Origin of the sequence: Cupriavidus sp. Met-2 (genome assembly GCF_049843575.1) — a bacterium.
Lineage (GTDB): Bacteria > Pseudomonadota > Gammaproteobacteria > Burkholderiales > Burkholderiaceae > Cupriavidus > Cupriavidus metallidurans.
In genome coordinates this window covers 76,573-100,964 of sequence record NZ_JBBHZL010000014.1, presented here as the reverse complement: position 1 = coordinate 100,964, position 24,392 = coordinate 76,573, and the positions used below count along the sequence as shown (strand labels likewise).

The following is a 24,392-nucleotide window of genomic DNA, read 5'->3' as shown; positions in this document are numbered from 1 at the left end:
CTGTTTCCGGACGTGGGGCGACTTACCGTCGGCGCACCAGGCCCATTACAAACGTTACGATTGCCACCACCAGGAATATCAAGAACAGGATCTTGGCAATTTCCACCGCGCCGGCGGCAATGCCGCCGAATCCGAAGATCGCCGCGATCAGGGCAACAATAAAGAAGACGAGTGCGTAGTACAGCATGTCCAGCCTCCCTCGGATGATGGGCGAGCCGAAAGTGGCGCGTCCGGCTTGCACCACGGCGCGCAAGCTCATAGCCTCATCGTAGGGTTCGCTCGCCAGAGCAGGCACCGAATCCAGACCGATTCCCATGTCAGCCAAGTCCTACAGCGCACCGAGCGCCACACCGGGTGCGAGACCGGCCGGCCCACGGCTACGATTGACCCCGCCCCTCAATGTGATGCGATGGTCGCCCATCGGGCCGCCGCGCATCTGGAAACGGTCTTCTAACCGGTAATTCTCAATGGCCAAGCATTCCCTACTCGTGCGAAACACACTGCTGCTGGTCAGCGGCATCATGCTGACGCTGGCCGTGCTGATCGCATCCGAGACCGGCAACCAGCGCCTGCGCGAGGGATACATCGAGGCAATCCGTTCGCAGCAGCTTCAGAACGACCTGGGCGACCTGATCGCCGAACTCGTCAATGCAGAGGGCGGCCAGCGCGGCTTCCTGCTGACCGGGAAGGACAGCTACCTCGACCCGTACTACAAGGCGCTGCCGCGCATCAACGAACTGATGTCGCGCATCCGCCAGCACTACGCGAACGATCCGGAAGGCCTGCGCCAATTCGGCGAGGCGTCCCAATTCGTGACGCGCAAACTCAACGAGATGGCACTGACGCTGGTCTACGGCAAGCGCGACTTCGACGTGGCGCTCGACATGGTCCGCACCGACTTCGGCAAGCAGACCATGGAGAACGCCCGGCGCAGTCTCGAGCATCTGCAGGTGCGCGAGTCGGGCACGGTCACGCACAATCTCGAAGCGGCCGAGCATGACCTGCAACTGTCGCGCTATGGCATTGGGCTGCTCACGGCCATCAACATCGTATTGATGGTGACGCTCGGCATGGGCCACGCGCGCCGCATGGCAATGGCCGATGCCACCCGGGCCGAACTGGAAGAGGAAAGCGCGCGGCTCGACCGCAAGGTGCGCGCCCGCACGCGCCAGCTGTCCGCCCTGGCCGCTCACCTGCAACGCGTGACCGAAGACGAAAAGACGCGCCTGGCGCGCGAGCTGCACGACGAACTCGGCGCCATCCTCACCGCCATCAAGCTCGATCTGCACTGGGTGCGGATGCGCGTGCAAGACACGCATCCGGAGGCGCGCGACAAGCTGACGCGCGTGATGCAGCACGCGGACCAGGCCATCCAGATCAAGCGACAACTGATCGAGGACCTGCGTCCGACCGTGCTGCTGAACCTGGGCCTGCGCGAGGCCATCGTGCAACTGGTGGAAGATGTCGGCACGCGCAACCAGTGGGATACCGCGCTGGACCTGCCCGAGACGCTGCCAAGACTGAACGACCCTGCGGCCATCGCGCTGTACCGCATCGTGCAGGAATCGCTAACGAATGCCAGCAAGTACGCAGAGGCCAAGCAAGTGTCAGTGACCCTGGCGTGCACGACCGAACATCTGGTGCTGACCGTGCGCGACGACGGCCGTGGCTTGCCGCCCGATTTCGACGCTGGCAGCATTGCCGGCCATCACGGCCTGCTCGGCATGGAGCAGCGCGTACTGGCGCTGGGCGGCACGATGGAAGTGGATTCATCGCCGGGACACGGTGTGACGATCGGGATCGAGGTGCCGCTGACCGCGGCGGTGCTGGCGCAGGAAGAGCCGGCCGAGTGAGGGGAAGGCATGGAGGCGCCGATCCAAGGGCCTTGGAATAGGTGACGCAGCAAGGGACGTCAACGTCAGGGCGTCGACATTGCGTAGTCCTCGATCACCCGGAACACTTGCTCCATTTCGAGTGACTTGTCGAAGAAATAGTCCGCGCCGGCTTCGGCGCACTGGCGCCGGTACATCGATACCTGCGCATGGTTCGTGTAGACGATGCGGATGCCCGGGAACCGCGCCTTCTGCATCTCGCGCAGCACATTGATGCCGTTGCCCTGACGTAGTTGCAGATCGACGATCGCCACGTGATAGGCCCCGGCCGCGGCCAGCCCCACCGCCTTGCTTTCCGTATCGGCCCAATCCACGGCTTCCACGAACGGAAACGCGGTCAGGTACTCCATCAACATGCTCCGAATCACGGCCGAGTCCTCGATCAGGAGGACGCGCAGTGGTCGGGGTATGGAGGCAGTGGGCTGCTCCGGCATGGTGCGATGATGGTTCCGAAAATTGAGCGATTTATGGAAGCCTGCTTGGAGGCGCGATCAAAATGAAGCGAATCGGTTCTGGCTAGGCGGGGGGCCGCAGACAGTACAAGTCGTACGGCAAGGCCCCGCAACGACGCCAGAATCTTTTTGATAGCACCTCTTACTCCACCAGGCCGTTCTTGATGGCGTAGTACGTCAGATCGGCATTGGTCTTCATCCCCATCTTCTCCAGGATGCGTGAACGATAGGTACTCACCGTCTTGACGCTCAGGAACAGTTCGTCAGCGATGACCGAGACGGATTGCCCGCGTGACAGCTTGCAGAAGATCTGGAACTCGCGCTCGGAGAGCGTGCGGTGCACGGGCTGATCGGTGGGCTTGTCCAGTCCGCCGATCAGCAGGTCGGCCACGGTCGGACTCACGTAACGTCGTCCCTGGGCAACGGTGCGGATCGCCTTGACGAGGTCGTCCGGCGCCGACTCCTTGGTCAGGTAACCGGATGCTCCCGCACGTATCAGATTGATGGCGTACTGGTCTTCCGGATAGGTCGACAGGATCAGCACCGGCAAGGCAGGCAGTCTCTGTCGGATCAGCTTCAGCACGTCAATGCCATTCCGATCCGGCATGGAAATGTCGAGCACGAGCACGTCGAACTCGCTGTCGCGCAACTGCGCCATCACTTCGTCGCCGCTGCCAGCTTCGCCCGTCACCTCGATGTCAGGCTCCTCGGCAATGAACTGGCGCAGACCTGCACGCACGATCTCGTGATCGTCGGCGATCAGGACGCGAATCATCTGTGTCTCCACGGTGAAGGACGGCCCGGCTTCGGATGGATGGACCGGGCCGGCTTTTTTGCATTGTAGTGCTGCCGCGCGGCCAAATATGTCAGTCTCAGGCTGACATGTCTGGAGGGATACCTGCCCCCACGCGCGCTGTCGGAAATGCACAACGGGCGCACAAGGCGCCCGTTGCCGGTTTGTCGAGGTCTGTCGACAGTGGGAGCTGGGGCGGTCTGGAGGGGCCCGCCCCGGCACCTGACCGGATTACTGCATCTTCGTACCGGCCTGACCACCCGCGCTGGCACTGGATTCGCTGGTTTCGCCCTTCTTGGACTTGCCCTTGGCTTGCTTGCCCTGATGGCCCTTCGGCGCATCCATCTGGGCACCGGTACCGCCGTCAGCCGAGGCCCCAGGCGTCACCGCACCACCGGAAGCATTGACCGATGCGCCAGTGCCGGTTTGCAGGGACGGCGCGTTCACAGCGGCACCGACGCCGGCCTGTGTGCCGGCAGTTCCGGCGGTGGCTCCAGTGCCTTGCGCCATCGCAAGCGACGAGGCGGCGGCAATCGACAGGGCGGACAGGGAGATCAGCAGCTTGTTCATGGAAGACTCCTTTACTGGAATGCCCCGCAGCGAAACATTCGCCGCGGCATTCACGCGGTGTCACGTGAACTGAGGCCCAGTCTATGGACTCGCTCCACTCGCTTCTGTGAGGACTTGTAATGCCCTGTAAGCAGAGGTGAGGACATCGCTGCTACAAATCGGCACGATTCGACGCGATTCAACACAGCGCGCCATGCGAGGGCATCGCGGGCCTGCCCCCAACCATCAACGGCTGACGCCAAATATGAAAAAGCCGGGATGCCACGCGCGCGCGGTATCCCGGCTCTTGCACCTGGTTACAGCTTCTACAGGTTCGGCGCCAGAGCGCGCTCGAGCGTAAGGCGGTCCTCGCCGCGACGGGCCACCATATCGTCGAGCTGGTCCTGGCCGATCTTGCCAATGCTGAAGTAGGTCGAGTCCGGATGCGACAGGTAGAAGCCGCTCACCGATGCCGCCGGCGTCATGGCCAGCCCCTCGGTAATGCCCATGCCGATGTCGGCAGCATCGAGGAACGCGAACATCGGCGCCTTGACCGTGTGCTCCGGGCACGCCGGATAGCCGGGTGCCGGACGAATACCGCGATACGCCTCGGCGACGAGCTGATCATTGTTCAGCGACTCTGCGGCGTCGTAGCCCCAGAGATCCTTGCGCACGCGCTCGTGCAGGCATTCGGCGAACGCCTCGGCCAGACGATCGGCCAGCGCCTTGAGCATGATGGCGCTGTAGTCGTCGTGGTCGGCCTCGAACTGCGCCTCCTTCTTGTCCACGCCGATCCCGGCCGTGACCGCGAACAGGCCAATGTAGTCGGCCACGCCGCTCGACTTCGGCGCGATGAAATCAGCCAGGCAACGGTTCGGGCGACGCACCCCATCCACCACCGGACGCTCGCTCTGCTGGCGCAGGTTGTTCCAGGTCAGCGCGACCTTGCTGCGCGACTCGTCGGTATAAATCTCGACGTCGTCGTCATTGACCGTATTGGCCGGCAGCAGCGCCATCACGCCGTTGGCCGTCAGCCAGCGTCCCTGGATCAGGCGAGCCAGCATGCTCTTGCCATCCGAGAAGACGCGTCGGGCCGATTCGCCGACGATCTCGTCGTTTAGGATGTCCGGGAATTTGCCGGCCAGGTCCCAGGTCTGGAAGAACGGGCCCCAGTCGATGTAGTTGGCCAGTTCGGACAGATCGTAGTTGCGGAACACGCGGCGGCCGATGAACTTCGGCTTCGGCGGCACATAGGCGCTCCAGTCGATCGGCGTCTTGTTGGCGCGCGCCTGGGCCAGCGACACCATCGGCGTGGCCTTCTTGTTGGCGTGCTGCGTGCGAATGCGGTCGTAGTCGGACTTCAGCTCGTCCAGATACTTCGCCGCGCCTTCGTCAGACAAGAGGTTCGACGCCACGCTGACAGAGCGCGAGGCATCGGGCACGTAGACCACCGGGCCTTCATAGTTCGGCGCGATCTTGACCGCGGTATGCACGCGCGATGTGGTGGCGCCGCCGATCAGCAGCGGAATCTTCTTCACGCGGAAGTAATCGTCGCGCTGCATCTCCGAGGCAACGTAGGCCATTTCCTCGAGCGACGGCGTGATCAGGCCGGACAGCCCGACAATGTCCGCGCCCTCGACCTTAGCGCGCGCCAGGATCTCGTTGCACGGCACCATCACGCCCATGTTGACCACTTCGAAGTTGTTGCACTGGAGCACCACCGACACGATGTTCTTGCCGATGTCGTGCACGTCGCCCTTCACGGTGGCGATCACGATCTTGCCGCGCGCGCGCACGTCGCCGCCGGCCTCGGCCACCAGGCGCTTTTCTTCCTCGATAAACGGCAGCAGATGCGCCACGGCCTGCTTCATCACACGGGCGCTCTTCACCACTTGCGGCAGGAACATCTTGCCCGCGCCGAACAGGTCGCCGACGATGTTCATGCCATCCATCAGCGGCCCCTCGATCACCTCGATGGGACGGCCACCGCGCGCCGCGATCTGCTGGCGCACTTCCTCGGTGTCCTCGACGATGAACGTGGTGATGCCGTGCACCAGCGCGTGCGCCAGGCGATCGCCCACCGGCACCGGTTGCTCGGGCGTGCCGCGCCAGGCCAGGTTCTCTTCCCGCTTCGTGCCACCGCCCTTGAAGCGGTCGGCGATCTCCAGCAGGCGATCGGTGGCGTCGTCGCGACGGTTCAGCACCACGTCTTCCACGCGCTCGCGCAATTCCGGGTCGAGCTGGTCGTACACGCCAAGCTGGCCGGCGTTGACGATGCCCATGTCCATGCCCGCCGCGATCGCGTGGTACAGGAACACGGTGTGGATCGCCTCGCGCACCACGTCGTTGCCGCGGAACGAGAACGACACGTTCGACACCCCGCCGCTGACCTTGGCGTACGGCAGGTTCTGCTTGATCCAGCGCGTGGCTTCGATGAAGTCCACCGCGTAGTTGTTGTGCTCCTCGATACCGGTGGCCACCGCGAAGATGTTCGGATCGAAGATGATGTCCTCGGGCGGGAAGCCCACTTCGTTCACGAGGAAGTCGTAGCTGCGCTTGCAGATCTCGGTCTTGCGCTCGAACGTGTCCGCCTGGCCCTTCTCGTCGAATGCCATCACCACGCTGGCCGCGCCATAACGGCGGATCTGCGTGGCGTGGTGGCGAAACTGTTCCTCACCTTCCTTGAGCGAGATCGAGTTCACCACGGCCTTGCCCTGCACACAGCGCAGGCCCGCCTCGATCACGTCCCACTTCGACGAATCGATCATGATCGGCACGCGCGCGATGTCCGGCTCAGATGCGATCAGATTCAGGAAGCGCACCATCGCCGCCTTCGAATCGAGCATCGCCTCGTCCATGTTGATGTCGATGATCTGCGCGCCGTTCTCCACCTGCTGGCGGGCCACCGCCAGGGCTTCGTCGAACTGGCCGTTCAGGATCATGCGCGCGAATGCCTTCGAACCGGTGACGTTGGTACGCTCGCCAACGTTGACGAACAGCGTGTCGTCGTCGATCGTAAACGGCTCCAGACCGGACAGGCGCATCGGACGCGGGGGCAGGTTTTGCTGGCTCATGATTTCTGTTCTCTTGCGTACGATGGCTTCAGGCGGCGGATTGTGCGGTGTCTTCGCGATACTGGCCGGGCCAGGTGCGTGGCGTCTTGTTGGCCACGCTCTTGGCGATGGCAGCGATGTGATCGGGCGTGGTGCCACAGCAGCCGCCCACCAGGTTCACCAGGCCGGATGCCGCGAACTCCTCCACCAGCGCGGAAGTGACCTCGGGCGTTTCATCAAAGCCGGTATCGCTCATCGGATTGGGCAGGCCGGCGTTCGGGTAGCACGACACCGCGGCATCGCACACCTTGGCCAGTTCGGCGATGTACGGGCGCATCAGCGTGGCGCCAAGCGCGCAGTTCAGGCCGAACGTGACAGGCTTCGCGTGGCGCAGGCTGTTCCAGAACGCCTCCACGGTCTGACCGGAGAGAATGCGGCCCGAGGCATCGGTCACGGTGCCCGAGATCATCACCGGCACGCGCTCGCCGGTGTCCTCGAACAACTGGTCGATCGCGAACAGCGCGGCCTTGGCGTTGAGCGTGTCAAAAATTGTCTCGACCAGGAACACATCGGCCCCGCCTTCGAGCAGGGCCTTGCCCTGTTCGTAGTACGAATCGCGCAGTTCCTCGAAGGTGACATTGCGCGCGCCCGGGTCGTTGACGTCCGGGCTGATGCTGGCCGTCTTCGGCGTCGGGCCGAACGCACCGGCCACGAAGCGCGGCTTGTCCGGCGTGCTGTACTTGTCGCACGCGGCGCGCGCCAGGCGGGCGGCCTCGACGTTCATCTCGTACGCGAGGTCGGCCATCTTGTAGTCTTCCTGCGCCACGCGCGTGGCGCCGAACGTGTTCGTCTCGATCAGGTCGGCGCCGGCGGCCAGGTACTGCTCATGAATCTCCGTGATGACCTGCGGACGGGTCAGCAGCAGCAATTCGTTATTGCCCTTCACGTCGATCCGATGGTCGGCGAAGCGCGTGCCCCGATAGTCAGCTTCCGTGAGCTTGTAACGCTGGATCATCGTGCCCATCGCGCCGTCGAGAATCAGAATGCGGTCGCGCAGCAGCTTCGGCAGGCTGGCGGCCCGGGTGTAGGGGCGTGGTTGGGATTGGGCGGCGCTCATGGTGGGGCTCGATCTTCGATGCGACGGCGGAGCCGCGCAGTTTGTGACAATTCAGAACCGGCGATTTTATCAGGTAGATCAAGGCATTGCGGCGGTCAGGGACTTGCCCTGCCACATTGATGGCCGGGTGTCGGGCCCGGTGTCGGCCCGGGTGCCGGGCCAGTTGTCAGCAACCGGCCGCGCGCCTACACTGAGAGACGCATTCGTCACGCTTATCCGCACCATGCAAACCCTCAGCCCCAATGACGCCCGGACCCTGCTCGAAGGCGAGCCCGATGCATTGTTCATCGATTGCCGCAGCGAGATGGAATACCTGTTCGTCGGTCATCCCCGCGGGGCGCACAACGTTCCCTGGAACGACGGCCCCGACTGGGAGGTCAATCCGCATTTCGTGCAGGCGGTGAAAAAACTGGCCGGGCAAGCCTCGGCCCGCCCGGTCGTGCTGATCTGCCGCAGCGGCAACCGGTCGTCCGCAGCCGCTCGCGCGCTGGAAGGCGCCGGATTCGCCACTATCTACTGCGTACTGCATGGATTCGAAGGCGACCTCGACGCCCAGCGCCATCGCAACACGGTCAACGGTTGGCGTCACGACGGGCTACCCTGGGAACAATATTGATCTGATTTCGCGACTTCTGAGAAGACAGCAACGCCCGCAAAAGCGGGCGTTTGTTTTTGGAGGCGGACAAACGGTCTACCGCCGCCGCGCCTCCCGGTGTGATGCGACGCGCCAGTGGTCAGTGCATGACCAGCGGGTTGTTCATCACCGTATCGAATTTGCCGAGAAACTCATCGACTTCTTCCACGGAGGGTTCGCTCTCGATCAAACGCGTCACATCGGCGCGGAAGGTCTCGGCCATCAGGCCACCGAGGAAAATTTCGCGTTTCAGATTCTTGTCGACGATCTCGTAACCGCCCGAGGCAAGGGTCGCATGCTCGACGTCTGCTCCAAACTCGACAATGCAGTAATTGTCGCTGTTGTAGATCATTTGCATCGCACTTTCCTCCTGGCATAGTTAGCGGCAACTCCGCGCATTGCTGCGCTCCCGGCACAAGGCCTATGGAATTGACGCGATTTCCTCTCCAAGCTGAGGGTAGTCGCCCGTAATTCAAGTTGTACGACCGGGCGGACCTTGTCGTGCCATTGCTGCCCTCTTACATTGGGCATCGGCGCAGCCTGCAAGTTTCTTGAGCGCCGTGCACTACTGTGTTGCGATATTTCCAATGGCGTTACGGAATATCACACTGGCCGCCACAAGCCGCGTGTCCCAGGAACGCGTCGAACATCGCATGGAAACGTTCCGGTTGTTCGATGAATGACAGGTGCGCCGCGTCCGGCAGCACTTCCAGCCTTGAACCGTGAATCTCACGGGCGATGGCTTCGGCGATCGACACCGGCGAGCCCTCGTCCTTGTCGCCGACCACCACTAGCGTCGGGCAGTGAATCCGGGAGATCGCGCGGGCCAGATCGAAGGCTTCGATGGCCTGCGCTACACCAACATAGCCGCGCACTGGTGTTTCCAGCAACATTTTCCTGATTCTCTCGACGATTTCTGGGTGCCGCTCCCGGAACGGTGCGGTCAGCCACCGATTCAGCGTCGACTCGACGGTCCCGCCCATGCCATGCGCTTCCACCTGTCCGATCCGGTCGGCCCACATCGCCCGGGCTTCCAGCGGCGTGTGGTGAATCGTGTCCACCAGCGTCAGCGACAACAGCCGCTCCGGATGGCGCACGCCCAACGTCTGCGCCACCATACCGCCCACCGACACCCCACAGAAGTGGGCCTGCGCGATATCGAGTTCGTCCATCAGCGCCACCACGTCGTCGGCCAGCCGCGTCATCGTGTAGGCGCCCACCGGCGCATCGCTACCCCCATGGCCCCGCATGTCGAAACGCAGCACGCGATAGCGTGCGGCAAGGTGCCGCGCGGTGTCATCCCACAAAGTCAGATTCGCACCGAGCGCATGGGCCAGGATCACCCAAGGGCCTTCGGTACCATCGACGCGCACTTGCAAATGCACATCCCCGACCCGAAGCCGGTTCGTTTGCGACGCGGTCGATGCGGAAGTGTCAGACATGTGTCAGTCTCCGTACGGTCATGGCGCCACCCACCGGCTCCCAAGGCGCATTCGTCAATGTGTCTCACTACTACGATAGACGAGATCGATCTGAGTGCCATCAGGCTCCGTCTGACGCAGACGCGCCGGCATCCAGTTCAGGGACGGCGCCAGCCAGATTTCCACCTTGCGTTTGTCGTTCGGGTGGCGCGGCAGGCGCACGAAGTGCTTCGTGCGCACCCTGTCGATACCGATATCAATGTCCTGTTCGCCAACGTACTGCACCTGCATGACTTCCACTTCCCGCGTGTCGGACACGTTGAACGTCTCCGTCACGCCCGGGGTCGCATAGCGCTGCGGATCGCCCCGCGCCCACCCAACCAGTTGCAGGAACACGCTGAAGCGGTCCTGGAATGCTGACGGCATTGGCACCTGTCCGCCACGCGTTTCAAACACCACTGTGCCTGCCGTGCGATCAAAGCGGGCGACTTCGACCTTGCTGCGCCGGGCCTCCTCGTAACGTGTGGGATTCAGCCCCCCGTCGTTCATGTCGCCCGAGCTCTGAAACGCAAAGCGGAACCAGAGCACGCGGGTTTCCACCGCCAGCCGGTAGTGCTGACCGTCCTGCTGCCACGTGATCCGGCCATCGGGGTTCTGCACGCCATTGACAAAACTGGCATAGCGCAGCACCACCGACGGCGGTGCGTCGTACCTGGGCGCGGGCGGGCTCGGTGGGGCCGCTGGGGCTGCCGGCGTCGCTGCGGGCGGCGCAGCCGCCGCCGATCCCTCTCCGCCTGATCCGGTGGTTGTCGTGGTCTGGCCGCTTTCCGCCGTGGCGAGTGCCGGCGCGGGTTCCGGCGGCGCAGGTTTTGGCGGTGGTGAAGGGGCTGGCGGCTGCGGCACCGGTCGTGGCGCGGGCACGGGCGGAGGAGGCGCCGGCGGAGCCGGTGGCTTGGGCGGCGGCAGCAGGATGGCGTCGAGCGTTGGGGTCGGCTCGATATCGGGCAGGCTCGGCGCCGGCGCATGAACCAGACGCAGCAGCGCCAGCAAATGGGCGGCCACCACCAGCAGAATGACCACAACCCATCTGCGACGGCGCTGCCACCAGCTCAGCGTGCCGCCCCGCGACCGACTACGAGGTTTGACCGGTTTGTCCGGCCCGTTGGTTGCCATCTAGGTAACCGAGTTCCGAAGAGATTTGCCGGGCGATATCGCGCACGCGCCGATCCACCGTACCGCCCCATTCTGCATCGAATACGCTCTGCGCGCCGAGCACGATCAGCGCCATCGCCAGATGGCCATTCGCGTCGAACACGGGCGTGGAGATCGCATTGATGCCCGGCAACACCCCGCCGCGCGTGCGTGCCGCGCCGTGCTCTCGCACGTCCGCGCAGATCGCGTCATATTCGTCCAGCGATACGGGCATGTCAGGCAGTGGGACGGTGCCACGCGTGGCCAGTTCCCGCTCGATCAGCGGCAGTGTCTGGCGGCGCGACAGATAAGCCCCATAAAGGCGGCCCGTGGCCGAGTTGAGCATCGGCATGACGTCACCGAGCCGCAGGCTGGCGCTGACCGGATGGCTCGATTCCTCCCAGTGGACGATGGTCGGCCCGTGGTTGCCCCACACGGCGATACCGGCGGTCTGGTCGATCTCGTCACGCAGCTGCGACAGGATCGGGCGCGCCTTGCGCACCGGGTCGAGCCGGTTCAGCCCGGCCAGGCCAAGCTGCAGCGCGAACGGGCCAAGGTCGTAGCGCTGGCTCACGGCGTCCTGCGTCACGGCGCCCAGCCGCTGGAAGCTAACCAGATAGCGGTGCGCCTTGGCCGGACTCATGTCCGCCGCCGCGGCCAGGTCGCGCAGCATCATCGCGCGCGGCGACGCGGCCAGCGCCTGCAGCAGCCGGAATCCCACCTCGATGGACTGGATGCCCGCACGCCTGGTGTCGTCGGCAATATCGTCCCGGGTATCGTCGTCTTCGGCTGCGGTCATGCGTTCCTGGCAAGCGTATCGGTATTGCCGGCCATTCTATACGGTGCGCCCGCGCCGCTCCGGTAGACTGTGGCCCATCCGATTTGCCTATGTTCGACTCCGCATGAAACTCGCCACCCTGAAGGATGGTTCGCGCGACGGCCAGCTCGTCGTTGTCTCGCGCGACTTGAAAACCGCGCACTTCGCCACCGATATCGCAGGCAAGCTCCAGACCGTGCTCGACGACTGGGCCTTCTACGCGCCGCAGCTCCAGGACCTGTATGACGCGCTGAACGCCGGCCGGTCACGCCACCCGTTCCCGTTCCAGACCAAGGACTGCATGGCGCCGCTGCCGCGCGCGTACCAGTGGGCCGACGGCTCGGCCTACGTGAACCACGTGGAACTGGTGCGCAAGGCGCGCGGCGCGGAGATGCCGCCCGAGTTCTGGACCGACCCGCTGATGTATCAGGGCGGCTCCGACGACTTCATCGGCCCGCAGGACGACATCGTCTGCGCCAGCGAGGCCTTCGGCATCGATTTCGAGGCCGAAGTGGCCGTGATCACCGGCGACGTGCGCATGGGCGCCACCCCCGACCAGGCCGGGGAGGCCATCCGGCTGGTGATGCTGGCCAACGATGTTTCGCTACGCAACCTGATCCCGGCCGAACTCGGCAAGGGTTTCGGCTTCTTCCAGAGCAAGCCCGCCACGGCGTTTTCGCCGGTGGCGGTCACGCCGGACGAACTCGGCGACGCCTGGCGCGAGCGCCGCGTGCATCGCCCGATGGTGGTCCACTGGAACAGCAAGAAGGTGGGCTCGCCCGACTGCGGCACCGATATGGTGTTCGACTTCGGCCAGCTGATTGCCCACATCTGCAGGACGCGCAACGTGCGCGCGGGCAGCATCGTCGGCTCGGGCACGATTTCGAACGTCGATCGCAGCAAGGGGTACTGCTGTATCGCCGAAAAACGCATGATCGAGACGATCGACGGCGGCAAACCCGAGACCGAGTTCATGAAGTACGGCGATGCCGTCCGTATCGAGATGTTCGACGCCGAACACAAGTCGATCTTCGGCGCGATCGACCAGGTGGTGGCCGCACCATAACGGGCACCGGCCCATAAGAGGCGCTATCAAAATGAAGCGAAGCGGTTCTGGCTAGGGTGACGCAGGGGTTTCGGCTCGTATGCGAGCCGCCTGCGGAACGGCACGTGCCTGCGAGCACATGCGCGCCCTGCAAGGGCGCGGCCGCAGACAGTACAAGTGGACCGGCCAAGGCCGCGCAACAACGCCAGAATCTTTTTGATAGCGCCTCTAAGGCATGCAAGCCTTGCCGCGCCAGGCGTTCCTGGGCCTATAATTCCCCGACCAGCCGGTCGGGGAATTGCATTCGACGCGTCTTCCTTGCGTCCCTTCGCGCTCCTTCGCCTCTTTCGGACATCCAGTTCCCCTGCCCGGCGGCCCGAAACTTCTTCGATACCCGCCCAAATGACCACTTCCGACGCCAATACCCTGCCCCCGCGCCTTGCGCGCTATCGCGCCCTGACCCTGCGCCGCCACGGCCCCATCCTTGAGGTGATCATGGGCGCGGCCCAATCGGCCAACCAGAAACTGGCCACCGCCGACGCCTCCATGCACCGCGAACTGGCCGAGATCTGGCGTGATATTTCGGCGGAACCCGAAATCCGCGTGGCGCTGATCCGTGGCGAAGGCAAGGGCTTCTCGGCCGGCGGCGACCTCGGACTGGTCGAGGAGATGGCCAACGATTTCGAGACGCGCACCCGCGTCTGGCATGAGGCACGCGACCTGGTCTACAACGTCATCAACTGCGACAAGCCGATCGTCTCCGCGATGCATGGCCCGGCCGTTGGCGCGGGGCTGGTAGCCGGGCTGCTGGCCGATATCTCGATCGCGGCAAAGACCGCGCGCATCGTGGATGGCCATACCCGGCTGGGTGTGGCCGCCGGCGATCATGCCGCCATCGTCTGGCCGTTGCTGTGCGGAATGGCCAAGGCCAAGTACTATCTGATGCTGTGCGAGTCGGTCAGCGGCGAGGAAGCCGAGCGGATCGGCCTGGTATCGCTGGCGGTGGAAGAAGACGAACTGGTCGCGAAAGCGTTCGAGGTGGCCAACCGGCTTGCTGCCGGATCGCAGACCGCCATCCGCTGGACCAAGTACGCGCTCAACAACTGGCTGCGCATGGCCGGCCCCGCGTTCGATACCTCGCTGGCGCTCGAATTCATGGGCTTTGCCGGCCCCGACGTGCACGAAGGCATGGCGAGCCTGCGTCAGAAGCGGCCGCCCGAATTCAAGTAACCGGTCGTCCTGCTCACGTTTCGGGACGACCATGTCAGACGGAGTTGCGCGACCATGTTCGGACAGTTACCCGATTTCACCAACAGCTACGAGTTCCTTCGCAAGCTCTGGGCTTCCGGCAGCGGAATGCCCAGCGGGCTGATGCCCGGCCTGAGCGCGATGACGCCCCCGATGGATCTCGAGGGCATCGACAAGCGGATTCACGACCTCAAGGCAGTGGAAAGCTGGCTGCAGCTCAACTCGAGCCTGCTGCGCACGACCATCCAGGGCCTTGAAGTGCAACGGGCCACGCTGGTAGCGCTGCAGACGTTTGGCAGCGCGCTCTCCCCCGATGCCATGCAGAGCGCGATGGAAAACGTGGCGCGCGCCGCCAGCGCCCCGAGCGCCGCACCGCATCACCAGTACGGCGCTGCCGAGACGGTCTCGGAAGCACAAGCCGATGCGGAAAATGACGAGCCCGCCGATGACGACATCGACGCGCCGCCCGAATCCGGCGCCGAAGCCTCGGCCACTTCCACCGGACCCGCCCAGGTGCCGCCCAATGCATCGCTGTGGTGGGACCTGATGCAGCAACAGTTCAACCAGATCGCCAGCAGCGCGGCGGCGGCGGCCAATGTCACGCCGTTCAGCAACCTTGGTGGCTTCGGCGCCAGCCCGGCAGGCAGCGAGTCTGCTACGAGCACCACGAGCACCACGAGCACCACGAGCACCACGAGCGCCGGCGATAACAAGTCCGGTCCTGCACCCAAGGGGGCGAAGACGTCCGGGACGAAGAAGGCGGGAACAAAGACCGTAGCCAGGAAATCCGCAAAATCGGCGACAAAGCCGGCGGCGAAGACATCGGGCAAGCCGGCTGCAAAGAAACCCGCAGCCCGAAAGGCATCGGCCGGGAAATCGACGGCCAAGCCTGAGACCCCGCCAGCGCCCGGCACGCCGGAGGACACGTTCGAGTGAGCGCGCTCTCCGCACATTCGGCGGAGGCCTCGGCCCGCGCCCGCCAGCGCCAGAGCACCGCTCTGGTGATGATGGGCGGTGGCGCGCGGGCCGCGTACCAGGCCGGTGTGCTGTCCGGTATTGCGAAGATCGCCGCGCGTCTTGGGCTGGCACATTGCCCGCTGCCGTTCGGCATCATCGCCGGGACATCCGCGGGTGCGATCAATGGCGCGGGCCTGGCGGTCGGCGCCGCCGACTTCCGCGCGGCCACGGACAAGCTGTCAGCGCTCTGGCACAGCCTGCACGCCGACGACGTCTACCGGACCGACGTGCTGCGCGTGGGCGTTTCCGGCGCGCGATGGCTGTCCTCGCTGGCCTTCGGCTGGGTCACGCGGCGGTCATCGCCACGCGCGCTATTCGACAATGCGCCGCTCGGCAGCTTCCTGACCGAGCTGTTCGAGCCGGAGCGCGTCCAGGCCAGTCTGGACGCCGGCGTGCTGCAAGCCTTCGCGGTCACGGCGCTGTCGTACAGCACCGGCCGCCATGTCACGTTTTATCAGTCTCACCGCCGTATCCACGGATGGCAACGCAGCCAGCGCATGGCCGTGGAGTCCGCGATTGGCGTCGATCACCTGCTGGCATCGGCCTCGATTCCGTTCCTGTTCCCGGCCATACCGCTCGAACTCGAAGGCCATCACGAATGGTTCGGCGACGGCACGATGCGGCAGATGTCGCCGCTGTCACCCGCGATTCACCTTGGCGCGTCGCGCATCCTGGCCATCGGCGCCGCGTCGCGCCAGCGGGCCGGCTGGTTCGATACCGTGCCATCGGGCGGCTATCCGTCGCTGGCGCAGGTTGGCGGCCAAGCCCTGGCCAGCATCTTCCTGGATGGCCTGCAGGCCGACATCGAGCGACTCATGCACATCAACCGGCTGCTGTCGCGGATGCCCGAGATGGCCAACGACACCGAAGGCTGGCGCCCGGTGCAGGTCATGACGATTTCACCCAGCGAGCCGATCGAGGCCATCGCGGCCGAGCACCTGAATCGCCTGCCACGCACCGTGCGCGCGTTCCTGTCGCCACTGGGCGGCACCGAGGCGCGCGGCGCCGCGTTCGCGAGCTATCTGTTGTTCGAACCCGAGTTCACCCAGGCCTTGCTGGCGCTGGGCGAACGTGACGCGGCCGCCCAGGGCGACCAGATCGCCGCATTCCTCTATGGAGTGGTGCCGGAAACCACGCCGGCCAAAAAAGAAGTGACAGAAGTGTCGCAATAGCGCCACTTTTTGCGACAACAACCGGCAATCTGATTGAAATCGCTACGATCCGGGCTACAACGGAGTAGAGAAATCATTCGAGAATAATTCTTGTCTGGTAGAATCCGCCCGTAATTTCAAAGGCTTAGCATGCTCTACCCCGAACTGTTCAAATCGTTGGAGGCGGTCCGCTGGCACATGGACAAGGACATCCCCTGGGATACCTTCGACGCCAGCCTGCTCACTGACGACCAGGCGAAAACCATCCGCATGAATGCCATCACCGAATGGTCGGCCCTGCCCGCCACGGAGATGTTTCTGCGCGACAACCGCCACGACTCCGACTTTTCGGCGTTCATGAGCATCTGGTTCTTCGAGGAACAGAAGCACTCGCTGGTGCTGATGGAGTACCTGCGCCGTTTCCGTCCGGACCTGGTGCCGACCGAGGAAGAGCTGCACGCCGTGCGCTTCGAGTTCGATCCGGCCCCGCCGCTGGAAACGCTGATGCTGCATTTTTGCGGCGAGATCCGCCTGAACCACTGGTACCGCCGTGCCGCCGAATGGCACTCGGAACCGGTGATCAAGCATATCTACCGCACGCTGTCGCAGGACGAGGCACGCCATGGCGGCGCCTACCTGCGCTACATGAAGAAGTACCTGAACCAGTTTGGCGACAACGCGCGTGCCGCGTTCGCCAAGATCGGCGTGCTGATGGCGTCGGCCCGTCGCACGGAAAAGCCGCTGCACCCGACCAACCTGCACGTGAACAAGGCGCTGTTCCCGAACGACACGGTGCAGTCCCGCCTGCCCGATCCGGACTGGCTCGAGCACTGGCTCGACGAACAGATCCGCTTCGACGAGATCTGGGAAAAGAAGGTCATCGAGCGGATTCTGCACAACATGTCGCTGCTGTTCGAGCGCACGTTCGACACGGTGCAGGACCTGAACCGCTACCGCAAGGAACTGAACATCAGCCTGCAGAGCGGCGGTGCCCAACCTGCCCAAGCCTGAGCGTTCCGGCCCCGCTTGAGCACCTGAGCATGCCAAACCCCATCGGATACGATGGGGTTTTTCTTTCTCCACGACACATGAACGCACCCGCCTTCGAATCCAAGCTGGTCCCCGCCGACGATGTCGCGGCCCTGCACGCCGCAGTGGCAAAGCTGCCGCGCCCGCTGGTCTTCACCAACGGCGTGTTCGACATCCTCCATCGCGGCCACGCCACGTATCTGGCGCAGGCGCGCGCGATGGGCGCCAGCCTGGTGGTCGGGGTGAACAGCGACGCTTCGGTGAAGATGCTCGGCAAGGGCAACGATCGCCCGCTCAATCACGATGCCGATCGCATGGCGCTGCTGGCCGCGCTCGCGTCAGTGGATCTGGTGGCGATGTTCCGCGAGAAGACGCCGGTGGAACTGATCCGGCTGGTGCGGCCGGACGTTTACGTGAAGGGCGGCGACTACGACATCGACACGCTGGAGGAAACGCGGCTGGTGCGTAGCTGGGGCGGACAGGCATACGCGATCCAGTTCCTGCACGACCGCTCGACCACCAAGCTGCTGACGAAGGTACGCGGCGGCTGAGCCGGGTGTTAGAAGCCGTTTCAAGAAGATTCTGGCGTCGTTGCAGGGCCTTGCCGTTCTACTTCTACTGTCTGCAGCCCCTCGTCTAGCCAGAACTGCTTCGCTTCATTTTGAACCCGCTTTTTAACCCTCGGCACGCGTCGCGACTGGCTCGCCGCGCGCCTGGGTCACCGGGCGGCAGTCCTGCAGCACATCACCGCCATAGCGCAGCCTCACTTCGTCCATCCGCGCGCGCACGGCATCGTCGGCGTGCGCCACGCGCAGCCACTGCCGCGCGATCGCTCTCGGCGCATCGCTGATCTGCGCGGTGCGCACGCCCTGCCCGCGCAATACTTCCAGGAATTTGTCGGCACGCTCGCGGTCACGGAACAGTCCGAGCGAAACCGTGTACGACTCGGGATTCTCGCCCGCCACCACCGATACGTCGGTGACCTTGCGGCGACGCAGCTCCGCCAGCTTTCGATCGGCGTTCTCGCGCGTCGGCTGGGCCGGCAGATGAACCCACCACCGCACCTGCTCCGATCGCTCGAACTGCTCCATCGGCAGGGGTGCGGTCACGGCAATCGCCTTCAGGTCCTCGATCGCGCGCTGCACGTTCTGCGCCGTGAAGCCGCCCACCTCCATGCAACTATCGGCGGATGTCCGCGCGGTGCTGGAGATGGCCGCCGGATGGGCCGCGCGTGGCGCTGCCGGGGACGATGCCGGAGCCACTGCCGCGTCCGCAGCCTCCGCCGCCCTCGGCGGCTGGATCTGCATCCGCTCCACCCGCGCCTGCTGCCCCAGGCGTTGCGGCTCGCGCGGGCTTTCTGCCCAGCCGGCCAGTGGTTCCGGACCGAACTTGCCGGCCACGGCCGCCGCAAGCCAAAGGTTGACGAGCAGCAGGATCAGCAGCAGGGCGTTGAAACCTTTGCGGAGCATGGTGACGAATGACAGGCGACGGATAGGGGTTGCGCAGGTATGTCAGGCAGGCAGCGCCATGGCGTGCAACCCGAGCAGCACGAGATTATCGTGCATCTCGAACGGCATCGCGAGCGCGCCAGCCACCGCGTGCCGCGCGCCGCCCGAGAGCAGGCAGCGGACCGGGCCGCGTCCCGCGAGCGCACGCCAGGAGCGCTCGATGGCACCGGCCTGCGCGGCCAGACAGCCCGCCGCGATCGCATCGTGAGTGTTGTCCGCGCCCAACGCCCGAACAGCTCGTTCGGCGCCCGCGCCGGTGTCGAGCACATCGAGTTCAGGCAATTGCGCAGTATTGCGGGCCAGCGTGCCGAGCATCAGTTCAAGGCCGGGCAAGATCAGCCCACCCTCGAAGCGGGCGCCATCCGCCGTGGCCGTGACGATATCGAGTGTGGTGGCCGTGCCCGCCGTCACGATCAGCAGGGTCTCGCCGGGCAACCACCGGTGCGCCCCGATACTGCCGACCCAACGGTCCACGCCAAGCTGCGTGGGCTCGCGATAGCCGTTGACGAGGTCGCCGTGCGCGGCCGTGGTACGTACCCAATGTGGCGACACCGCGCCAAATGCATCCTCCATCACGGCTTCCATGGCCGCCGCGATGGTCGGGCCGGCCACGTTGGCAATCCAGATCTCGGGCGTGGTCCCGGCGGCAAGTTGCCGCCATGTGCCGACCAGCGCCGAGCGCTCGGCAGGCACGGCGTGCGCCGCCGCGCCGCCGTGTCGCCAAGGTGAGGGCAGGACCGCGCCACCCTCGACGACATGCTCCGCAGCCACGGGCGCGTCATCGCACCACGCCCATTTGAGGCGTGTGTTGCCGATGTCGATCAGGAGCCGACTCATGCACTGGCTCCGCGCAGCGAGACTTCGCCACTGGCGATGCGCTGCAGCCCCTCGGGCGTGTGCAGCAGCAGGTAGCCTTCGCCATCCACACCACGCGCCAGCCCTTCGGCCTGCACCACGCCATCGTGCAGCAGGCGCACCGGCTCATCGCGAAATGCATCCCGCGCAGACCAGCGCGCCGCCATCGGCGCGAAGCCATCCACCAGGAATGCCTCGCGCATCCGCGCCAGCCGGTTCGCGATCGCAGCCAGGATGCGCGTCGGGTCCCGCTGCGGATCAAACGTCGTCATGGCCTCGGCCACGCCAGCCAGATCGCGGCCCAGGGCGGCTTCCATCGCCGGGTCACGCACCAGATTCAGGCCAATGCCGATCACCACCCAGACCCGCTCCGGCCCGGCAGGCACCGATTCGATCAGGATGCCCGACAGCTTGCGGCCGTCGATCTGGAGATCGTTCGGCCATTTCAGGCCAACGCGCGCGCCAAGCGCCGGGTCCACGTCCTCCAGCGCCTCGGCCAACGCCAGTCCCACGGCGAGACTCAGTCCGCTCAGGCGCGCCGGCGACAGCGCCAGCGGCATCGCCACCGAGAAAGTCAGGCCGGCTTGCCCCCGCCACGGGCGGCCATGCCGACCACGGCCTGCTGTCTGGCGATAGGCCACCCGCACGCTGCACGCGTCGTCCGACCAGGGCGCGGCGCGGCAGGCCTGTGTCAGGTCGGCATTGGTCGAGCCGGTTTCCTCGACCACCTCGACGGCCCAGGCGTGCGCGGCACCTGCTCCAAGCTCGAGATGCAGGAAATCGGCATCGATGCGCCAGTCGGGGGCGGATGGGGAACGGTCGGGGGCTTCTGACATGTCGAAAGCAAAGAACTCGGAATTCGGGGAGTTTCAGGGAATCAAACCCGCGCGGCGCGGTCTGGCGAGATTGTAGCCGCCACCGTGTCAGAAGGTGTCTGATCGCCATGCCGGCGGCCAGTAGCATAGAATCGAGACTCGCCCATCACATCAGCCTCATTTGGAACGCCAGCCGACACCCGTCATTGAGATATCGCGCCAGGACACCGACTTCCGCGTGCAGTTGCAGGGAGAGTGGACGGCCGTTGCGCTAGCCGGATGCCATGAAGCACGTGGCCTGCGCGCGCAACTGCACGAACTGTCCGAGGCGCCGCGCCACGCCGAGTGGTCCCTCGATGGCATCACGCGCCTCGACCATATCGGCGCACAACTGATCTGGCAGGCCTGGAATGGCCACATGCCTGACAACGTGTCGCTCAATGACGGCCAGAAGCGCGTATTCGCGCGCATCGCCGGCCTGCGCACCGAGGGCTGGAAGAAGCACATGGTCGAACGCTTCAACCCGGTGACAATCGTCGGCGCGAGCGTGCTGTCGTTTCTGGCCCAACTCGGCGTCGGCGTCACGATGCTCGGGCAACTGGTGTTCGACCTGTTGCGCTTCCTGCGCGCGCCGCAGCGCGGCCCCTGGCGCGAAATCTCCGCGAATATCTACAACGTCGGCTACAAGGCGCTCGGCATCACGGCGCTGGTCGCCTTCCTGATCGGCATCGTGCTGTCCTACCTGTCGGCCAATCAGCTGCGGATATTTGGCGCCAGCACGTTCATCGTCAATATTCTCGGCATGGCCGTTATCCGCGAGCTCGGTCCGGTGCTGGCCGCGATCCTGATCGCCGGCCGCTCCGGCTCGGCCATCACCGCGCAGATCGGCGTCATGCGGGTGACCGAGGAACTCGACGCGATGTCCGTGATGGGGATTTCCCATGGCTTCCGGCTGGTCATGCCGCGTGTGATCGCCCTGGCCATCTCCATGCCACTGCTCGTGGCCTGGACCGACCTGCTGGCGCTATTCGGTGGCATGGTCGCCGCCCGCCTGCAGCTCGACATCAGCTACGTGTACTTCCTGCGCCAGTTGCCCGATGCAGTGCCGGTTGCCAACCTGTGGTTCGGCCTGTGCAAGGGCGTGGTCTTCGGCATGCTGATCGCGCTGACGGCCTGCCACTTCGGCCTGCGCGTCAAACCCAATACGCAGAGCCTGGGCCAGGGCACGACCGCATCGGTGGTGACGTCGATCACCGTGGTCATCATCGCCGACGCCGTGTTCGCAATCCTGTTCAAGGACATCGGCATATGAGTCCAACCATTGAGCGCGGCACCCCGCGCGAGACGATCATCGAGGTGCGCAACCTCGAGAAGCGCTTCGGCGACAACGTGGTCCACAAGGATCTGAACCTCGAGGTCTATCGCGGCGAGGTGCTGTCGATCGTTGGCGGGTCTGGCTCGGGCAAGACCGTGCTGCTGCGCCAGATCGTCGGCCTGGACCGTCCGACCTCGGGCACGATCCGGGTCTTCGGCGAGAATCCCGCGGAACTGTCCGCTGACCAGTTGCAGGCCCTGCGCAGCCGCTGGGGGCTGCAGTTCCAGCGTGGCGCGCTGTTCTCCGCGCTGTCGGTGATCGACAATGTCGCGCTGCCGCTGCGCGAAATGCGCGCGCTGCCGGACGACCTCATCTGCCGGGCATCCCTGCTCAAGCTGCAACTGGTGGGGCTCTCCGCCAAGGACGCCGACAAGATGCCGTCCGACCTGTCCGGCGGCATGATCAAGCGCGTCGGGCTGGCCCGTGCCCTAGCGCTGGAACCCGAGCTGGTGTTTCTGGACGAGCCAACCGCTGGCCTCGACCCGATGGCCTCGGACGACTATGTGGCCCTGATCCGCGAACTGCGCCGTGAACTCGGCCTGACCGTGGTCATGATCACGCACGACCTCGACACGCTAGTGGCGCTGTCCGATCGCGTGGCCGTGCTGGCCGACCATCGAGTGCTGGCCGCCGCGCCAATTCCCGAGGTGATCAAGGTCGACCACCCATTCATTCGCGAATATTTCCTGGGCGAACGCGCCCAGCGCGCGCTGCAGGCGCTGCCGGCCCCCAAGGGCCCCGGCGCGCCGGACGCGCATCCTGGAGAAGTCTGATGGAAAACAAGTCAAACGCCTTCCTGGCCGGCGTGTTCACCATCGGCCTTGCCATCCTGGTATCGGTTTCCCTGTTCTGGTTCAGCAGCGATCACACCGTGCGCGTGCCGTACGACCTGATCACGCGATCGACGGTGAACGGACTGGGGCCGCAGGCCGACGTGAAATATCGCGGACTCGAGGTCGGCAAGGTCTTATCTATCAAGTTCGATCCGCAGGTGCCGGGCCAGATCATCGTCCGCATCAGCATCAACCATGACACGCCAATCACGCGCACCACGTATGCCACGCTAGGCTTCCAGGGCGTGACCGGCATTGCCTACGTGCAGCTCGACGATTCCGAGCGCACGGAGGGCGACACGAGCAGCTCGCCGCGGCTGACGACGTCGGCACGCGAGCCCGCGCGCATCGTGATGCGGCCCGGTTTCTTCGAGGAACTGGAAAAGCGCGGCGATTCACTGCTGACGCAGGCCGAAACACTGATGGCATCGCTCGACAGCATGTTCCAGCCCGCCAACCGCGACGAGTTGATGGCGGCCATCCGGGCCGTGCACAAGACCGCGGACGACTACTCGCATCTGAAGTCGACCCTGCAGCCGGCCGCCGAGAAGCTGCCCAAGGCCGTGGACAACCTGAACGCAGCGCTGGTGTCGACGAAGCGGCTGACCGATGAGATCGGCAACCCCGACGGCACGGTCATGCGCACGGTCAACCGCGTTGGCAACGACCTGCAGGTGGCTGCCGATTCAGTACAGTCCACCACCACCATCGTGAATCAGGAAACGCTGCCACAGATCAACGGACTGGCACGCGAGTCACGCCAGGCGGTGCGCAGCATCGACCGCGCCGCCAGTCAGTTCAACGACAAGCCAAGTAGCGTGCTGTTCGGCGGGCCATCGCCCACGCCTGGCCCGGGCGAGCCGGGTTTCCAGGCGCCCTGATCCGCAGCGCCCAACATTTGACGGTAACTCGACGGAAATTCACCATGACCATCGCCTCCGCTCTCCGATTCACCGCGCTGGGCCTGCTGATCGCACTGTCGGGCTGCAGCGTGCTGTCCTCGCAGCCGCCTTCGACCACCTATGACTTCGGCCCGCTGGCAGCGGCGCCATCTCAGCCGCCGGCACCGTTGCCAAAGCTGCGCATCACGCAGACCGACGGGCCGGTCTGGATGGACGGCAGCGGCATCTACTACCGGCTCCAGTACACGCAGGCGCAGCGGCTGCAGGCTTACTCGACGCAGCGTTGGGTAGACTCCCCGCAGCACCTGTTCAACGATCGCCTCCGCGACGCGGTGGCCGCTCGCGGCCCGCTGTCATGGTCGGGCGATACGACGATCCCGGCGCTCAAGGTCGACCTGCTCGCCTTCGAACAGGTTTTCGACTCCCCGACCAGCAGCCGCGGCGTGGTTCGAGCCCGCGCGACGGTCTACCACAAGGGCTTGATCGGACAGAAAACGTTCGTCGCCGAACAGCCGGCGCCAAGCGCGGACGGCCAGGGTGGCGTCAAGGCACTTTCGGCCGGCGTCGATGCCGTAATCGCCGCGATCCTCGACTGGACCGCGACGCTCCCGCTCGATGGCGCGCAGGCATCGAGCGCGCCGCCGGCCCCGCCGGCTCCGCAGCGCCGATGAGCGTAGAGTGGTAGCCGTGTCGGT

25 protein-coding genes are annotated in these 24,392 nt (G+C 65.0%); 12 read left to right on the top strand and 13 right to left on the bottom strand.

The genetic code is table 11. The annotated features are described in order from the left end of the window. Nucleotides 1-22 precede the first annotated feature (22 nt). Nucleotides 23-187, bottom strand: a complete 165-nt coding sequence (locus WD006_RS24970) for a DUF1328 domain-containing protein (protein ID WP_008644540.1) — start codon at nucleotides 185-187, stop codon at nucleotides 23-25. 280 nt (nucleotides 188-467) lie between these two features. Between WD006_RS24970 and WD006_RS24965 the strand changes: the two genes are divergently transcribed. After that, nucleotides 468-1,853: a sensor histidine kinase gene (locus tag WD006_RS24965; protein WP_011515013.1), complete on the top strand. Its 1,386-nt coding sequence runs from the start codon at nucleotides 468-470 to the stop codon at nucleotides 1,851-1,853. Nucleotides 1,854-1,918: 65 nt separating this feature from the next. On the opposite strand, the gene WD006_RS24960 is transcribed toward WD006_RS24965, so the two are convergent. From WD006_RS24960 to WD006_RS24940, 5 genes are all read right to left on the bottom strand, one after another. Beyond that, nucleotides 1,919-2,326 carry a response regulator gene (locus WD006_RS24960; protein ID WP_011515012.1) on the bottom strand — a complete coding sequence of 136 codons (408 nt, stop codon included), beginning with the start codon at nucleotides 2,324-2,326 and terminating at the stop codon, nucleotides 1,919-1,921. A 160-nt stretch (nucleotides 2,327-2,486) separates the two neighbouring features. Beyond that, a complete protein-coding gene (locus WD006_RS24955) occupies nucleotides 2,487-3,119 on the bottom strand; it encodes a response regulator (protein ID WP_011515011.1) in 633 nt (210 codons plus the stop codon). Nucleotides 3,120-3,368: 249 nt separating this feature from the next. Beyond that, on the bottom strand, nucleotides 3,369-3,707 hold the full coding sequence (locus WD006_RS24950; protein WP_011515010.1) for a hypothetical protein: 339 nt from the start codon (nucleotides 3,705-3,707) through the stop codon (nucleotides 3,369-3,371). Between the two features lie 305 nt (nucleotides 3,708-4,012). Further along, entirely contained in the window at nucleotides 4,013-6,760 is a 2,748-nt protein-coding gene (gene metH / locus WD006_RS24945; RefSeq protein WP_011515009.1) for a methionine synthase, read from the bottom strand. 28 nt (nucleotides 6,761-6,788) lie between these two features. Continuing rightward, nucleotides 6,789-7,856 (bottom strand): homocysteine S-methyltransferase family protein, encoded by a 1,068-nt coding sequence (locus tag WD006_RS24940; RefSeq protein ID WP_011515008.1) that lies wholly within the window; start codon nucleotides 7,854-7,856, stop codon nucleotides 6,789-6,791. Nucleotides 7,857-8,079: 223 nt separating this feature from the next. Between WD006_RS24940 and WD006_RS24935 the strand changes: the two genes are divergently transcribed. After that, nucleotides 8,080-8,472 (top strand): rhodanese-like domain-containing protein, encoded by a 393-nt coding sequence (locus WD006_RS24935; RefSeq protein WP_008644527.1) that lies wholly within the window; start codon nucleotides 8,080-8,082, stop codon nucleotides 8,470-8,472. Between the two features lie 118 nt (nucleotides 8,473-8,590). On the opposite strand, the gene WD006_RS24930 is transcribed toward WD006_RS24935, so the two are convergent. The 4 genes from WD006_RS24930 to WD006_RS24915 all read right to left on the bottom strand — a co-directional run bounded on the left by WD006_RS24930 (nucleotide 8,591) and on the right by WD006_RS24915 (nucleotide 11,901). Further along, nucleotides 8,591-8,848: a BTH_I0359 family protein gene (locus tag WD006_RS24930; protein WP_008644526.1), complete on the bottom strand. Its 258-nt coding sequence runs from the start codon at nucleotides 8,846-8,848 to the stop codon at nucleotides 8,591-8,593. A gap of 235 nt (nucleotides 8,849-9,083) precedes the next feature. Beyond that, nucleotides 9,084-9,932 (bottom strand): 3-oxoadipate enol-lactonase, encoded by an 849-nt coding sequence (pcaD, locus tag WD006_RS24925; protein ID WP_011515007.1) that lies wholly within the window; start codon nucleotides 9,930-9,932, stop codon nucleotides 9,084-9,086. A gap of 54 nt (nucleotides 9,933-9,986) precedes the next feature. Beyond that, complete coding sequence (locus WD006_RS24920; RefSeq protein ID WP_011515006.1) at nucleotides 9,987-10,991, bottom strand: DUF3108 domain-containing protein; 1,005 nt, start codon at nucleotides 10,989-10,991, stop codon at nucleotides 9,987-9,989. Between the two features lie 52 nt (nucleotides 10,992-11,043). Continuing rightward, nucleotides 11,044-11,901 carry an IclR family transcriptional regulator gene (locus WD006_RS24915; RefSeq protein ID WP_011515005.1) on the bottom strand — a complete coding sequence of 286 codons (858 nt, stop codon included), beginning with the start codon at nucleotides 11,899-11,901 and terminating at the stop codon, nucleotides 11,044-11,046. A gap of 103 nt (nucleotides 11,902-12,004) precedes the next feature. Between WD006_RS24915 and WD006_RS24910 the strand changes: the two genes are divergently transcribed. The 6 genes from WD006_RS24910 (at nucleotide 12,005) to rfaE2 (ending at nucleotide 17,960) form a co-directional block, all read left to right on the top strand. Beyond that, nucleotides 12,005-12,985 (top strand): fumarylacetoacetate hydrolase family protein, encoded by a 981-nt coding sequence (locus tag WD006_RS24910; protein ID WP_029306789.1) that lies wholly within the window; start codon nucleotides 12,005-12,007, stop codon nucleotides 12,983-12,985. Nucleotides 12,986-13,366: 381 nt separating this feature from the next. Beyond that, nucleotides 13,367-14,194 carry an enoyl-CoA hydratase/isomerase family protein gene (locus tag WD006_RS24905; RefSeq protein ID WP_008648241.1) on the top strand — a complete coding sequence of 276 codons (828 nt, stop codon included), beginning with the start codon at nucleotides 13,367-13,369 and terminating at the stop codon, nucleotides 14,192-14,194. A 54-nt stretch (nucleotides 14,195-14,248) separates the two neighbouring features. Continuing rightward, complete coding sequence (locus WD006_RS24900) at nucleotides 14,249-15,148, top strand: PhaM family polyhydroxyalkanoate granule multifunctional regulatory protein (RefSeq protein WP_011515003.1); 900 nt, start codon at nucleotides 14,249-14,251, stop codon at nucleotides 15,146-15,148. Between the two features lie 68 nt (nucleotides 15,149-15,216). Beyond that, nucleotides 15,217-16,401: a patatin-like phospholipase family protein gene (locus tag WD006_RS24895; RefSeq protein ID WP_224446175.1), complete on the top strand. Its 1,185-nt coding sequence runs from the start codon at nucleotides 15,217-15,219 to the stop codon at nucleotides 16,399-16,401. Between the two features lie 129 nt (nucleotides 16,402-16,530). Next, complete coding sequence (locus WD006_RS24890) at nucleotides 16,531-17,391, top strand: ferritin (RefSeq protein ID WP_011515001.1); 861 nt, start codon at nucleotides 16,531-16,533, stop codon at nucleotides 17,389-17,391. Nucleotides 17,392-17,468: 77 nt separating this feature from the next. Continuing rightward, complete coding sequence (gene rfaE2 / locus WD006_RS24885) at nucleotides 17,469-17,960, top strand: D-glycero-beta-D-manno-heptose 1-phosphate adenylyltransferase (protein WP_011515000.1); 492 nt, start codon at nucleotides 17,469-17,471, stop codon at nucleotides 17,958-17,960. Nucleotides 17,961-18,083: 123 nt separating this feature from the next. On the opposite strand, the gene WD006_RS24880 is transcribed toward rfaE2, so the two are convergent. From WD006_RS24880 to WD006_RS24870, 3 genes are read right to left on the bottom strand one after another with little or no spacing between them, the layout of a single operon-like run. Then, nucleotides 18,084-18,878 carry an SPOR domain-containing protein gene (locus WD006_RS24880; RefSeq protein WP_011514999.1) on the bottom strand — a complete coding sequence of 265 codons (795 nt, stop codon included), beginning with the start codon at nucleotides 18,876-18,878 and terminating at the stop codon, nucleotides 18,084-18,086. 42 nt (nucleotides 18,879-18,920) lie between these two features. Then, on the bottom strand, nucleotides 18,921-19,754 hold the full coding sequence (locus tag WD006_RS24875; RefSeq protein ID WP_011514998.1) for a type III pantothenate kinase: 834 nt from the start codon (nucleotides 19,752-19,754) through the stop codon (nucleotides 18,921-18,923). Continuing rightward, nucleotides 19,751-20,608 carry a biotin--[acetyl-CoA-carboxylase] ligase gene (locus WD006_RS24870; RefSeq protein ID WP_011514997.1) on the bottom strand — a complete coding sequence of 286 codons (858 nt, stop codon included), beginning with the start codon at nucleotides 20,606-20,608 and terminating at the stop codon, nucleotides 19,751-19,753. The genes WD006_RS24875 and WD006_RS24870 overlap by 4 nt, the downstream gene beginning before the upstream one ends. 160 nt (nucleotides 20,609-20,768) lie before the next feature. Between WD006_RS24870 and WD006_RS24865 the strand changes: the two genes are divergently transcribed. From WD006_RS24865 to WD006_RS24850, 4 genes are read left to right on the top strand one after another with little or no spacing between them, the layout of a single operon-like run. Next, nucleotides 20,769-21,899 (top strand): MlaE family ABC transporter permease, encoded by a 1,131-nt coding sequence (locus tag WD006_RS24865; protein ID WP_011514996.1) that lies wholly within the window; start codon nucleotides 20,769-20,771, stop codon nucleotides 21,897-21,899. Beyond that, nucleotides 21,896-22,735, top strand: a complete 840-nt coding sequence (locus WD006_RS24860; protein WP_008648922.1) for an ABC transporter ATP-binding protein — start codon at nucleotides 21,896-21,898, stop codon at nucleotides 22,733-22,735. The genes WD006_RS24865 and WD006_RS24860 overlap by 4 nt, the downstream gene beginning before the upstream one ends. After that, nucleotides 22,735-23,676, top strand: coding sequence for an MlaD family protein (locus WD006_RS24855; RefSeq protein ID WP_011514995.1), 942 nt, complete (start codon nucleotides 22,735-22,737; stop codon nucleotides 23,674-23,676). The genes WD006_RS24860 and WD006_RS24855 overlap by 1 nt, the downstream gene beginning before the upstream one ends. Before the next feature lie 44 nt (nucleotides 23,677-23,720). Beyond that, nucleotides 23,721-24,368: an ABC-type transport auxiliary lipoprotein family protein gene (locus WD006_RS24850; RefSeq protein ID WP_011514994.1), complete on the top strand. Its 648-nt coding sequence runs from the start codon at nucleotides 23,721-23,723 to the stop codon at nucleotides 24,366-24,368. The last annotated feature ends 24 nt before the right edge of the window (nucleotides 24,369-24,392 follow it).